Here is a 12,284-nt window from a genome sequence, read left to right as displayed (position 1 = left end):
CTAATCCATCTCTGCAATACGTATAACCCGTCACCCTAGTAGGGGTGAAGGAGCAGGGACACGATCGAGAAGGACGTCACGCGCCGCAGATGCGGGTGATGAGCCGCACCATGGTGTCCTCCTCCTCGGCGCCGCTCTTGAGGGCGCGCTCGGCCTCGGCGCACGCGCCGAGAAGTGCCTCGAGCTCGCCGTCGGCGAAGCGGCGCGCCCAGCGCACGTGGTTCTTCACCTGCCAGTCCTGCTTCCCGAGCTCGTGGGCGACCGCCGCACCGTCCCCGCGCGCGGGGAGCGAGCGCGCGCAGACGAGCTCGCGCAGACGGCCCGTGACGAGCGAGAGCAGGCCCAGCGCCGAGCCGTCGAGCAGACGGTGGAGCGAGAGGGCGCGCCGGACGTCGCGGGCGCTCAGCACGTCGAGGAACTCCCATGGCTTGACCTCGGCCACGCGCGCGACGTTCGCCTCCACGAACTCCGGCGAGATCGTGCCCGAGCCGCCGAGAAGCGCGGCGAGCGAGCCGAGCTGCGTGTCCAGCATCGTGGTCGACTCGCCCACGCGCGCCACGAGCTCACGGGCAGCGTCGGCCGTGATGGACACGCCGTGCGCCTGCGCGAGCTTCTGGACGTAGGGGGGCAGGTCGCACCCCTTCTTCGCGGAGCAGTCGACGACCGAGCGGGGGCCCACCCCCGCAACCGCCTTGTAGAGGCGCGTCGACTTTGCGAGCGTCCCCGCCACGAGGGCGAGGGTGCAGCTCTCGTTGGGACTGGAGAGATAGTCGACGATTGCCTCGGAGACCGCCTTGGGAAGCTTCTCCGCCGCCTCGATGACCACCACGCGTCGGTCCCCGCCCATGGGCAGCGTGTTGAGGGAGGCGAGTACCTCCACGGGGTCCATGTCGTCGTTCGCGACGAGCTCCTCGAGGTTGAAGGCGGCGAGCGGCCCGTCCACGCGGGCGCGGAGCCGTGCCACGGCCTGCTTGCGCTTGAGCTCGTCGGGCCCCACGATCAGGTACGCCGGCAGCAGCGCGCCCTTCTCGGCCATGTCACTCCCCTCGTCGTCTTGGCGCGGGACGGATGCGTCGCCCCGCTACCTCAGTGTAGCATCACGCACGCTCCCCCTCTGGCAGCTGACGACGGGACCCTCGACGCCCGGCTCCACGCACACGTCGCCGACGTCCATCGTGCAGAGGAAGGTCGAGCCCACGTCTTCGAGAATCTCCACGCATGCGGGGTCGGGGTGGCCGTACGCGTTCCCCTCACCCGCGCTCGCCACGCTCACCTCGGGCATGAGCGCCGCGGCGGCGCCCTCCGAGACGGAGACCTCCGACCCATGGTGCCCGACCTTGAGAAGGTCAACGTCGCCGACGTCACCTGCCTCGACGAGGGTGTCGGTGACGTCACGCTCGGCGTCGCCGGTGAGCAGCGCGTGGAGCGTGCGACCCTCCTGGTCCTCGTAGGAGAGCGAGCACACGACCGAGTCCTCGTTCTCCAGTCCGTCAACGGGTCCCGACGGCGAGAGGACCTCCAGCGAGAAGCGACCGACACGCACGACGTCTCCCCGCCCCACCGTGGAGACGGGCACGTCCCCCGCCTCCAGCGTGACGCCCTCGGCGACGATCACCTCCCCCACCGAGACCACGCCGCGAAGCGCCTCGACCCCACCCACGTGGTCGTCGTGCAGGTGGGTCACGAGGATGGCGTCGAGGTGCGTCACGTTGTTGCGCGCGCAGGCCCCGACCACGGCGTCGCCGGGCCCGGTGTCCACGAGCAGAGACGACGAACCGTCGGTGACGAGGATCGCGTCCCCCTGGCCGACGTCGAGCACGCGCACGCAGGCCGGGGCGAACAGACGCCAGCGCAGGTGCCAGGCCAGGCCGAGGGCGAGGGCCGCGCACAGCGCGCCGACCAGCGCGCGCCTCGTGACGCGGGGCCAGACGACGAGCAGTGCCGCGAGAAGAATGCCGAGAAGGGCGAGGGCCGGCCCCTCCTCGACGCTCACGGGGACGCAGGCGAGGGGCAGGCCCGCGAGCCGTCGGGCGAGCCGCACCACGGCCGTCCCGACGGCATCGCACGGCACGAGCACGAGCGCCTGGAGCGGAGGCGCCCAGGCGAGGAGGGCCACGGCCAGCCCGAGGACCAGGACAAGCGAGAAGAGCGGCGCGAGAAGGACGTTGGCGAGAGGCGCGACGAGCGACAGTGTTCCGAAGGTCGCGCAGGTGAACGGCATCGTGACCGCCTGGGACACCACCGTGAGCGCGAGCGCCTCCTGCGCCGAGGAGAGGGCCGCCCGCACGGGCACATGGCCCCGCGTCCCACCGCTGCGCCACACGAGCACGCGCAGCACGTAGCGCGCGTACCCTCCGAGGGCGCAGATGCCGCAGACGCACGCGACCGAGAGGACGAACCCCAGCTGTCCCGTCACCCCCGGTTCGAGGGCCGCCATGGCGAGCGCGGTGACGCTCGCCGACGAGAGCGGGTGGGCGCGGCGCCCCGCGAGCCGGGAGAGCTCGGCCGCGAGCACCATCACCCAGGAGCGCACCGCCGACACCGGAGCGCCACAGAACGCCACGAAGAGCGCTGTCGCGCCGAGCAGCGTCAGCGCGCGCGGAAGGGTCCCGAGTCGGGTGCGCCTGAGCAGGGCGGACACCACGGCCGAGACGAGGACGAGGTGGCCCCCCGACACCGCCACCAGGTGCGAGACGCCGCACGCCGAGAAGAGCTCGTCAAGCCCGCGCTCTGACATCGCCCGCGTCGAGGCGCAGATCGCGCCCGCCACGAGCGCCCGGGGGTCGGAGGACCCCGCGTCGAGGCTCCTGAGCACCGACTCCCGCAGCATGAGCACGACACCGTGCAGACCCTCGGCAGGCCGCGACGAGAGGACCCTCACTGCACGCACCGTCCCCGAGAGTCCCTGGGCCCGCGAGCTCGCACCCCACTCGTCGTCCTCGTTCTCCGAGAATCGCCCGACGCACCTCAGGGTGTCGCCGAGCTCGTGAGGCTCCTCGGCGAGCAGCCACACGCGACCGACACGCCCTCCGTCCCGGAGGACGGCCGCACGACCGCGCCATCCGGACGCCCCCTCGCTCATGTCCGACTCGACCTCCAGCTCCCACGCCGAGACCGGGCTCGACGAGAGGGCCTCCGCGAGCGCCCCCTGGCGCGCGAGCTCGCCCGCGCAGGCGAGACCGGCGCATCCCGCCCCGAGGGAGAGCGCGGCAACCACCGAGACGACCGTACTGAGCCTCGTGCGCGAAAGGACGACGCATGACGCCAGCAGAGTCGCCAGCACGCCCGCCGACGCGGCGGCGAGCGTGCCGGGCCGCGGCCCGACCCACAGGGACAGGCGCGCGCACGACAGAAACGAGACGAGCGACCAGAAGGGCGGCGTGAGGAGCGGGCGGTCGGGGCGCTCCGGCGCCGCGCGCTCAGACACGGATGAGCCCCTCGAGCTTGGCGAACTTCTTCTCGCCGATCCCCGAGACGCGCATCAGGTCCTCCGGCGTCGAGAAGGGCCCGTTCGTCTCGCGGTCCTCGACGATCGCGCGCGCCGTCGCCTCCCCGACGCCGGGCAGCGCGTCAAGCTCCTCAACGCTGGCGGTGTTGATGTCCACCATCGACGGGCCCGCACCACCCGTCCCCGTACCCGACTCTTCGACGTCCTCGCCCACGACGGGCACATGGACCTTCTCGCCGTCCGACAACGGGGCCGCGAGGTTGAGAGACGTCGTGTCAGCCCCCTCCAGGAAGCCCCCCGCCGACTCCACCGCGTCCGCGACGCGCGCACCCTCGGCCAGCTCGTACACCCCGGCAGACGCGACGGCCCCGTCGACGTGGACGACCACGGTCGAGGCCTCGGCGACCTCGCCGGCATCCGCCTCCGTGTCACCCTCGCCTGGCGCCCCGTCCTCGGCGGCAGGAACCTCATCCTCGGACGCGCGCTCTATCATGACACCGCCACCGGCGCCCGCGAGCACCATGCCGGCAACCGCCAGTCCAGCGAGCAGGCACGCCAACGCCACCAGGACGGCGACGCGCGCACCCGCACCGTACCTTCTCGCGACCCTTCGCACCCTCTCCTGAGCCATCGGACCACCCCCTGCATCGAGCATGGGGCACCACGCGCGGGCCGTGCGCCTCGTCGGGAGAAAGTCGTTCACGAATCTGCCGCGAATGTGACACAAGCTGCCACGCAACGGAGAACGCCCCCGTCACCGAGGGCGTCCAATAATAATTGCTCGAACCTGTCGCCGCCAGCGGCGGGACGATGCGCTACCGCTCGCCGGCGTCCGCCGGGGCGAGGTCACGATGGTGCGCGGAGAGGCGCCCCTTGGGCGCGCGATACGACGGGCACTGCGCGTAGTCGCGCCACTCGGCGCGGTCGACGAGCTCCTCCACCATTGCCTCGTGGTCGAAGCTCTCCCAGGCGGCGAGCACCTCGGGCATGCGGGCGTGCGTCTCGGGGCGCCGCGGCATGAAGAGCGTGCAGCAGTCGGGCGCGGTCTGGCAGCAGAGGTCGTAGGTGCCGATCTCGTGCGCGCGGGCGATGATCTCCTGCTTGTCGGAGCCGATGAGGGGCCTCAGCACGGGCATCGTGACGGCCTCGTTGACGGCGGCGATGTTCTCGAGCGTCTGCGAGGCCACCTGCCCGAGCGACTCGCCGGTCACGAGCGCCTTGGCGCCCTCGAGACGCGCGATGCGCTCGGCGACCTGGAGCATGACGCGCCGGTACATGATGATGCGCATGCCCTGCGGCACGGCGAGCGAGATCTCTCGCTGGCGCTCGCCGAAGGGGACGACGTAGAGACGTCCGACGACTCCCGAGGGCGCCAGCGCGTCGCAGAGGTCCTGGCAGAGCCACTCGCTCGTGTCCGCCGTCATGGGGCGTCCCGAGAAATGCACGGGCACGCAGATCGCGCCGCGGCGTCCGACCATCCACGTGGCCACCGGGGAGTCGAAGCCGCTGGAGAGCAGCGAGACGACCTTGCCGGCCGTGCCCACGGGTAGCCCGCCGACGCCCGGCGCCGAGGCGGCGTAGACGTAGGTGGAGCCCTGGACGGCATGGACGATGACGGTGACGTCGGGGTGGTGGACGTCGACCTTCTTGTCGGGGAAGGCCTCGCAGAGGGCCGCCCCCACGAGACGGTTCATGTCGAGCGTGTGCAGCTCGTAGGTGGTCGAGGAGCGGCGGGCGTGGACCTTGAAGGTCTCGAACTCCCCCGCCTCGCCGAGGGCCGTGATGGCCGCGGCCACGTACTCGCCCTCGTCGAGCCCGCACTTGTACGCGAGCGAGACGCGCGCCACGCCGGGCACGCGCCTGATCAGGGCGGCAAGCTCCTCGCTCGCGCGACGGTCCTCGGTCTCCACGACGATGTAGCCGGAAATCCGGCCGATGTTGGAGACGCCCCGGTCGCGCAGGGCGCGATGCAGGTTGGAGACGAGCTGGTTCTCGAACGTGGAGCGGTTCTTGCCCTTGAGACCGATCTCGTGGTAGTGGACGAGACAGAGCCTCTCAGTCATGGCGCCGCCTAGAGGGCGATCGTGTTGGCGCCCTTGATGTCCTCGTCGAAGTCCTCCTTGACGAAGCCGAGGGTGCCGTCCTCGATCTCCTGCATGGCGACGGAGATCGGGTCCTTGCCGGAGACGACGGTGGTGATGTCGTCGAAGTCCTGGATCGCGGTAACGCGCAGGTGCTGGCCGCGGATCATGTTGTTGATGTCGCACGCCCGCTTGGAGGCAAGGGAGCAGAGCAGAAACGGGTTCTGCTCGGTCTTGTCGAGCAGGCCGTCGATCTCGGGCTTAATCACGGACATCTTCTGAGGGACCTCCGTCCATCTCGTACGTGTGTATCACTTCTTCGAGCTCCGAGCAGGCGCGGTCGAGGTCGTCGTTGACGATCCTCACGTCGTACTCGGGTGCGCGGTCCATCTCGCTGCGGGCGTTCTGGAGGCGCGTCTCGATCTGGGACTCGTCCTCGGTGCCGCGCCCGCGCAGGCGCCGCTCGAGCTCCTCGACGCTGGGCGGCTCGACGAAGACGAGAACCGCGTCGGGCATGGACGCCCGCACGGAGAGCCCGCCCTGGACGTCGATCTCGAGGACGACCGAGGATCCTGAGGCGAGGACGCGCTCAACCTCGGAGCGCAGGGTGCCGTAGCGGTGGCCGTGGACCCATGCCCACTCGAGGAACTCCCCCGCAGCGACGCGACGGTCGAACTCGGCGTCGTCCATGAAGTAGTAGGAGACGCCGTCCTTCTCGCCGGGGCGCGGCTCGCGCGTAGTCGCCGAAACCGTCAGGCCAAGGCAAGAGAGACGCTCACGCAGTAGCGCGACGAGCGTTCCCTTGCCAACGCCTGACGGTCCAGAGACTACGAAGATTCGAGCTCTTCTGGCCACCTTACTTGGTGAGGGCCTCGAGGAGCTGCTCGCGCTGACGGGCGCCGAGGCCCTTGACGCGACGAGAGGCGGAGATGCCCAGCTCGTCCATGATCTTGGCGGCCTTGGCCTTGCCGTAGCCCGGGAGGGACTCGATGAGGGTGGAGACCTTCATGCGGCTGGCGATGGGGTCGTCGGACTCGAGCACGGACTCGAGGGAGACCTTGCCGCTCTTGATCTTCTCGCGCAGCTCAGCGCGCTCGTGACGGGCCTGGGCGGCCTTCTCGAGGGCGGCCTTGCGCTGCTCGTCGGTAAGCTGGGGTAGAGCCATGTGATCCTCCAAACATCGTTCGTTCCTAAGAGTCGCACCTGAGGACGGGGCGGCTCGCACCAACTAAGTTTGCCCGTTGAGCGGGCATTTTGCAAGACCTTTCCACCAAAGGTGCAGGTCATGCACACGACCGGTTGAACGCCTGGTTCACCCCGAACGTTTTCGCAGCTAGAGACCCTACGCCATGAGCTCGGCGCAGATGGCGTCGAAGGCGGCGACCGGGTCGTCGGCGCCGGTGATCGGTCGGCCGATGACCAGCTTGGACGCGCCGGCCGCGATGGCGGCAGCCGGGGTGGCGATGCGCTTCTGGTCCCCCACCTCGGCGCCGGCGGGACGCACGCCCGGGGTGACGATCAGGGCGTCGGGGCCGAGAAGCTCGCGCATCTCGGCGGCCTCCTGCGGGGAGCAGACGATGCCGTCGGAGCCGGAGCCGTAGGCGAGGCTCGCGAGGCGCGCGACCTCCTCGGCGACCGGCGACTCCACGCCGATCTCCGCGAGCGCGGCCTGGTCCATGCTCGTGAGCACGGAGATGGCCACGAGTCGCGTGCGGTCGCCGCCGCGCTGCTCGGCAGCCTCCTCGGCGCCCTTGCGCGCCGCCGCGATCATCGCGGAGGAGCCCAGGCCGTGGATGGAGAGGATGTCCGCGCCCGTGAGCGAGGCCGCGCGGACGGCGCCCTGCACCTGGAACGGGATGTCGTGGACCTTGAGGTCGAGGAAGACGCGCAGCCCGCGCTCGCGCATGGCGTCGACGATGGCGGGGCCCTCCGCGTAGAAGAGCGTCATGCCCACCTTGACCCAGGTGGCCTTGCCGGCGAGCAGGTCCGCCAGCTCGAACGCGCGCTCCTTCGAGCAGTCCAGCGCGATGATGATCTTGTCGCTTGCCTCTTCGTACGTCAGCATTCGAAGGCTCCAATCAGCTCGTTGATGTCCGTGACGCCCTGCTCGGCCGCCCAGGCGGAAAGCCCGTCCACGATGTCGGCCGCGCAGGCGGGGTCGTAGAAGTTGGCGGTGCCCACCGTGACCGAGGTGGCGCCGGCGAGGATCATCTCGGCGGCGTCTCTCCACGTGGCGATGCCGCCCATGCCGTTGATCGGGATCTTGACGGCCTGGGCCGCCTCCCAGACCATGCGCACGGCGATGGCGTGGATGGCGGGGCCGGAGACGCCGCCCGTGGGCTTGGAGAGGCGGCTCCTGCGGGTGCGCACGTCGATGGACATGCCGTTGATCGTGTTGATGAGCGAGAGGGCGTCCGCGCCCTCGGCCTCGCAGGCGCGCGCGATCTCCGGCACGCGCACCGGTGCCATCTTGACGAGGAGCGGCCGGCGCACGCGCGGGCGCACCGCGCGCACGACCTCGGCGGCGCTCTCCGGCGTGCCGCCCACGAGGACGCCGCCGCGGGCAATGTTGGGGCAGGAGATGTTCATCTCGACGCCGCTCGCCCACGGGCAGAGCTCCTCGATGAGCTCGACGGCCGCCACGTACTCGTCGACGGAGTGGCCGGCCGCCTGCACGATGACGCGGCAGCCGCGCCCCTCGAGCCCGGCGAGATACTCACCGTACTGCTCGACCATGCCGGCGACGCCCGGGTTGGCGAGCCCCACGGTGTTCATCATGCCGCTCGGCACCTCGCACATGCGCGGCGCAGGGTTGCCGGGCCACGGCTCGGCCGAGCATCCCTTGAGCGTGATCGCGCCGAGGCGCGAGACGTCGAAGAAGTCCTCGAAGACCGAGCCGAAGGCGAAGGTGCCCGAGGCGGTGTTGACGGGGTTCTGCATGCACACGCCACCGAGGTCGACGGCCATGCTCACGTTCTTCTCGGCCATCACCACGCCACCTCCTCGGCATCGAAGACGGGGCCGTCCTTGCAGCAGGACTTGTAGGTGCCGTCGGCCATGGCGACGTTGCAGGTGCCGCACGCGCCGAAGCCGCAGCACATCATCCGCTCCATGGAGACCAGGCAGCGGACCCCGGCGTCGCGGCAGAGGCGCGCGACGCCCGCCATCATGACCTCGGGGCCGCAGGTGTAGACGACGTCGTAGTCCTTCTCGGCGAGAAGGTCGGCGAGGGCGTCGGTGGTGAAGCCCCTGCGCCCGGCGCTACCGTCGTCGGTGGTCACGGCGACGGCACCGGCACCGAGGCCCTCAAGCACGTCCGTGCCCCAGAGCTTGCCGGCGGTCTGAGTGCCCACGACGGCGTCGAAGGCCACGCCCGACGCGGCGAGCATGCGGGCGCACGCGACGACCGGCGTCACGCCCACGCCGCCGGCGACGACGCAGGCGCGGCGGGCGGCCGGGACGGTCGGCCAGGGGTTGCCGCAGGGGCCGACGGCCGTGGAGGTCTCCCCCGCCGTCATCTCGGAAAGGCGCCGCGTGCCGTCGCCGACGACGGCGTAGACGATCTCCACGGTGCCCGCGGCGGCGTCCGCATGCGAGAAGGACAGCGGGACGCGCAGGATCTGGCTCGCGTCGCCGGGCACGTGGATGTTCACGAACTGGCCCGGGGCGAGGGCGGCGGCGAGCTCGGGCGCAGAGATGACGATGCGCATGAGGCCGTCCGCCACGCCCTCGTTGAGCGCGACCGTGAACTCGTGGACCGCGAGGCCCCCCGACGTCATCGGAGCACCCGCTTGACCGGGGTCACGACGCCGTCCGTCAGGGTGTGGCGTCCGGCGACGAAGACGTGGCTGGCGGCGCCGGCGAGCGTCTTGCCGAGCCACGCGGAGTTCTTGGAGCGGCTCTCGAGCCAGTCCTCGGTGACCGTGACCTCGGCCTCCGGGTCGATGAGCGTGAGGTCGGCGGTGCAGCCGGCCTCCACGCGGACCTCCGGCAGGCGCAGGCAGCGGCGCGGGTTCACGGCCATGACCTCGACGAGGCGAGACCAGCTCATCTTGCCCGGCAGCACGAGGTTGGTGAGCATGAGCGGCAGCGACGTCTCGAGGCCCACGATGCCGAAGAAGGCGATCTCCCACTCGCAGTCCTTCTCGTGCGGCGCGTGCGGCGCGTGGTCGGTGACGACGCAGTCGATCGAGCCGTCGAGGATGCCCTCGCGGAGCGCCTCGGCGTCGGAGGCGCGGCGCAGCGGCGGGTTCATCTTGAGGTTGGTGTCGTAGGCGTCGGTGATGTCATCCTCGCAGAGGAACAGGTGGTGCGGGGTGACCTCGCAGGTGACCGGCAGGCCCTCGGCCTTGGCGGCGCGCACGAGCTCGAGGCCCTTCTCGGTGGAGATGTGGGCGATGTGCAGGGCGCAGCCCGTCATGCGGCACAGCTCGATGTCGCGGTAGATCTCGAGCTCCTCGCCGAGCGCCGGCCAGCCGAACATGCCGAGGCGCGTGGAGGCGCGGCCCTCGTTGATGACGCCGTGCGTGGTGAGCGACTCGACCTCGCAGTGCGCCGAGACGACCTTGTCGAACTGGCTCACGTACTCCATGCAGGTGCGCATCATGCCGGCGCTCTGGACGCCGTGCCCGTCGTCGGAGAAGGCGACCGCGCCCTCCATGACCATGTCGCCGATCTCGGCGAGCGTCTCGCCCTTCTCGCCGACCGTGAGGGCGCCGATCGGGCGGATGTGGCAGAGGCCGGCGTGACGGGAGCGGTCGATCTGGTAGCGGACCTCGGCGCCGGTGTCGGTCACCGGGTCGGTGTTGGGCATCGTGGCCACGTCGGTGAAGCCGCCGTGGGTCGCCGCACGGGCGCCGGTCTCGATGGTCTCCTTGTACTCGAAGCCGGGATCGCGGAAGTGCACGTGCATGTCGACAAGGCCGGGCACGAGGTACTTGCCGGCGGCGTCGATGACGCACGTCCCCTCCGGGGCATCCAGGCTCTCCCCCACCGCGGCGATCTTGTCGCCGTCGATGAGCACGTCACGGACGTCGTCGAGGCCCACCTGGGGATCGACGACGTGGGCAGACTTAAGCAGATACGCCATTGCTCTCTCCTCCCAGAAGCAGGTACATCTCGGCCATGCGCGTGAGTACGCCCGCGTTCACCTGGTCGAGGATGCGCGAGCGTGCGCAGTCGGCAACGTCAGCGTTGATCTCCATGCCGCGGTTCATGGGGCCGGGGTGGCAGATGATGGCCTCGGGCTTCATCTTGTTCACGCGGGCCATGTCCAGGCCCCAGAGACGGTTGTACTCCCGGCGGGACGGGATGGCCGCGCCCTCCATGCGCTCGAGCTGGACGCGCAGCATGTAGACGACGTCCATCTCAGGGATGACGGCGTCGAAGTCGGCGGTCTGCGGGACGCCGTAGTAGTCGGGGTCGTCGACCTGGAAGGTCGGGGGGCCGACGAGCGTGACGTCGGCGCCCATGGTCTTGAGCGCGGGCACGAGGCTGCCGCAGACGCGGCTGTGGCTGAGGTCGCCGACGATCGCGACCTTGAGGCCGTCGAGGTGGCCGAAGTTCTCGCGGATCGTGTAGAGGTCGAGCATCGCCTGGGTGGGGTGCTGGTGCTTGCCGTCGCCGGCGTTGATGACGATGGCGTCGGTGTGCTCGGTGATCTTCTGCGGCGTGCCGGCGAGCTTGGCGCGGCAGATGAACATGTCGACGTTCATGGCGTCGATGGTCTCGATCGTGTCCGCGAGGCTCTCGCCCTTGACGACGGAGCTCGTGGCGCCGCCCATGGAGAGGCTGTCCGCGGAGAGGCGCTTCTCGGCGAGCTCGAAGGAGCTCTTGGTGCGGGTGGACGGCTCGAGGAAGAGGTTGACGATCGTGCGGCCGCGCAGCGCCGGCACCTTCTTGATCGCGCGCTTGTTGACCTCGGAGAACGAGCGGGCCGTATCGAGGATCTGCGTGATGTCGTCGGCCGTGAGGCTCGTCGTGTCGATCAGATGCTTGACGGAGAGCATCAGTTGGCACCTCCCTGGTTCTTCTCGGCCACGGTGTCCCAGATCTCCACCGAGGTCGTGCTGTCATACGGGGCAATGGAGACGCGGACGTCCTCCTCGCGCGAGGAGGGGACGTTCTTGCCGACGTAGTCGGCGCGGATGGGCAGCTCGCGGTGGCCGCGGTCCACCATGACGGCGAGCTGGACGGTCCGCGGGCGACCGAGGTCGATCAGGGCGTCGAGCGCGGCGCGGATCGTGCGGCCGGTGTAGAGCACGTCGTCCACCAGGACGATGTCGCGCGCGTCGACGTCGAAGGGGATGTCGGTGGCGAACTCGACCGGGGCGATCTTGCGGCGCACGTCGTCGCGGTAGAAGCTGACGTCGAGCGTGCCCACGGGCGGGCGCGTGCCCTCGATCTTGGCGATCTCGTCTGCGAGCAGCGGGGCGAGCGCGGCGCCGCGGCGCACGATGCCGACGAGCGCGAGGTTGGACGCGCCCTCGTTCCTCTCGATGATCTCGTGGGCGATGCGCGTGAGCGCGCGGGCCATGGCCTGCTCGTCCATGATCTGGGCCTTGAGCCGGGGCTGTTCCATGGGTCTCCCTTCTACGAAAAAGACGCCCTGCCGTTGCGGCGCGAGCGTCGGGAAGGGTGTTATGGAAGCGCCCCCTGGGCCTGACCTTGCTGGCGTCTCGCACCGGCTTAAAGATTCCCTGCCAGTGTACACCATCGGACGGCGGATTCTGCCGCGCAAAAGAAAAGGACCGGAG

13 protein-coding genes are annotated in these 12,284 nt (G+C 70.3%); all 13 read right to left on the bottom strand.

The genetic code is table 11. The annotated features are described in order from the left end of the window. Positions 1-76 precede the first annotated feature (76 nt). A complete protein-coding gene (gene holA / locus INF26_RS07025; RefSeq protein WP_193530209.1) occupies positions 77-1,036 on the bottom strand; it encodes a DNA polymerase III subunit delta in 960 nt (319 codons plus the stop codon). A gap of 45 nt (positions 1,037-1,081) precedes the next feature. Then, on the bottom strand, positions 1,082-3,427 hold the full coding sequence (locus INF26_RS07020; RefSeq protein ID WP_193530207.1) for a ComEC/Rec2 family competence protein: 2,346 nt from the start codon (positions 3,425-3,427) through the stop codon (positions 1,082-1,084). Continuing rightward, entirely contained in the window at positions 3,420-4,079 is a 660-nt protein-coding gene (locus tag INF26_RS07015) for a ComEA family DNA-binding protein (protein WP_193530205.1), read from the bottom strand. Before INF26_RS07015 ends, INF26_RS07020 begins: the two co-directional genes overlap by 8 nt. A gap of 184 nt (positions 4,080-4,263) precedes the next feature. Further along, positions 4,264-5,511 carry a tRNA uracil 4-sulfurtransferase ThiI gene (gene thiI, locus INF26_RS07010; RefSeq protein WP_193530204.1) on the bottom strand — a complete coding sequence of 416 codons (1,248 nt, stop codon included), beginning with the start codon at positions 5,509-5,511 and terminating at the stop codon, positions 4,264-4,266. Between the two features lie 8 nt (positions 5,512-5,519). Further along, entirely contained in the window at positions 5,520-5,804 is a 285-nt protein-coding gene (locus INF26_RS07005; protein WP_193530202.1) for a DNA-directed RNA polymerase subunit omega, read from the bottom strand. Then, positions 5,791-6,384: a guanylate kinase gene (gene gmk, locus INF26_RS07000; RefSeq protein ID WP_193530201.1), complete on the bottom strand. Its 594-nt coding sequence runs from the start codon at positions 6,382-6,384 to the stop codon at positions 5,791-5,793. Before gmk ends, INF26_RS07005 begins: the two co-directional genes overlap by 14 nt. A gap of 1 nt (position 6,385) precedes the next feature. Further along, the gene (gene mihF, locus INF26_RS06995) at positions 6,386-6,694 is read right to left on the bottom strand and encodes an integration host factor, actinobacterial type (protein WP_193530200.1); all 309 of its coding nucleotides are present in this window, start codon (positions 6,692-6,694) and stop codon (positions 6,386-6,388) included. A 177-nt stretch (positions 6,695-6,871) separates the two neighbouring features. Further along, positions 6,872-7,594, bottom strand: coding sequence for an orotidine-5'-phosphate decarboxylase (pyrF, locus tag INF26_RS06990; RefSeq protein WP_193530199.1), 723 nt, complete (start codon positions 7,592-7,594; stop codon positions 6,872-6,874). Further along, positions 7,588-8,517 (bottom strand): dihydroorotate dehydrogenase, encoded by a 930-nt coding sequence (locus INF26_RS06985; RefSeq protein WP_193530198.1) that lies wholly within the window; start codon positions 8,515-8,517, stop codon positions 7,588-7,590. The genes pyrF and INF26_RS06985 overlap by 7 nt, the downstream gene beginning before the upstream one ends. Continuing rightward, positions 8,517-9,308, bottom strand: coding sequence for a dihydroorotate dehydrogenase electron transfer subunit (locus INF26_RS06980; RefSeq protein ID WP_193530197.1), 792 nt, complete (start codon positions 9,306-9,308; stop codon positions 8,517-8,519). The genes INF26_RS06985 and INF26_RS06980 overlap by 1 nt, the downstream gene beginning before the upstream one ends. Next, positions 9,305-10,618, bottom strand: coding sequence for a dihydroorotase (locus tag INF26_RS06975; protein WP_193530196.1), 1,314 nt, complete (start codon positions 10,616-10,618; stop codon positions 9,305-9,307). The genes INF26_RS06980 and INF26_RS06975 overlap by 4 nt, the downstream gene beginning before the upstream one ends. Then, the gene (locus tag INF26_RS06970) at positions 10,602-11,537 is read right to left on the bottom strand and encodes an aspartate carbamoyltransferase catalytic subunit (RefSeq protein ID WP_193530195.1); all 936 of its coding nucleotides are present in this window, start codon (positions 11,535-11,537) and stop codon (positions 10,602-10,604) included. Before INF26_RS06970 ends, INF26_RS06975 begins: the two co-directional genes overlap by 17 nt. After that, a complete protein-coding gene (pyrR, locus tag INF26_RS06965) occupies positions 11,537-12,109 on the bottom strand; it encodes a bifunctional pyr operon transcriptional regulator/uracil phosphoribosyltransferase PyrR (RefSeq protein ID WP_193530194.1) in 573 nt (190 codons plus the stop codon). Before pyrR ends, INF26_RS06970 begins: the two co-directional genes overlap by 1 nt. Positions 12,110-12,284: the final 175 nt, after the last annotated feature.

The sequence above is a fragment of the Thermophilibacter gallinarum genome, from assembly GCF_014982725.1.
Lineage (GTDB): Bacteria > Actinomycetota > Coriobacteriia > Coriobacteriales > Atopobiaceae > Thermophilibacter > Thermophilibacter gallinarum.
This window is presented reverse-complemented; position numbering and strand designations above follow the sequence as displayed.

What these genes read in the sequence shown, in the direction of transcription:
- holA (WP_193530209.1), bottom strand. Translation starts at nt 1,036, where the DNA reads ATGGCCGAGAAGGGCGCGCTGCTGCCGGCGTACCTGATCGTGGGGCCC.
- INF26_RS07015 (WP_193530205.1), bottom strand. Translation starts at nt 4,079, where the DNA reads ATGGCTCAGGAGAGGGTGCGAAGGGTCGCGAGAAGGTACGGTGCGGGT.
- thiI (WP_193530204.1), bottom strand. Translation starts at nt 5,511, where the DNA reads ATGACTGAGAGGCTCTGTCTCGTCCACTACCACGAGATCGGTCTCAAG.
- INF26_RS07005 (WP_193530202.1), bottom strand. Translation starts at nt 5,804, where the DNA reads ATGTCCGTGATTAAGCCCGAGATCGACGGCCTGCTCGACAAGACCGAG.
- mihF (WP_193530200.1), bottom strand. Translation starts at nt 6,694, where the DNA reads ATGGCTCTACCCCAGCTTACCGACGAGCAGCGCAAGGCCGCCCTCGAG.
- pyrF (WP_193530199.1), bottom strand. Translation starts at nt 7,594, where the DNA reads ATGCTGACGTACGAAGAGGCAAGCGACAAGATCATCATCGCGCTGGAC.
- INF26_RS06985 (WP_193530198.1), bottom strand. Translation starts at nt 8,517, where the DNA reads ATGGCCGAGAAGAACGTGAGCATGGCCGTCGACCTCGGTGGCGTGTGC.
- INF26_RS06980 (WP_193530197.1), bottom strand. Translation starts at nt 9,308, where the DNA reads ATGACGTCGGGGGGCCTCGCGGTCCACGAGTTCACGGTCGCGCTCAAC.
- INF26_RS06975 (WP_193530196.1), bottom strand. Translation starts at nt 10,618, where the DNA reads ATGGCGTATCTGCTTAAGTCTGCCCACGTCGTCGATCCCCAGGTGGGC.
- INF26_RS06970 (WP_193530195.1), bottom strand. Translation starts at nt 11,537, where the DNA reads ATGCTCTCCGTCAAGCATCTGATCGACACGACGAGCCTCACGGCCGAC.
- pyrR (WP_193530194.1), bottom strand. Translation starts at nt 12,109, where the DNA reads ATGGAACAGCCCCGGCTCAAGGCCCAGATCATGGACGAGCAGGCCATG.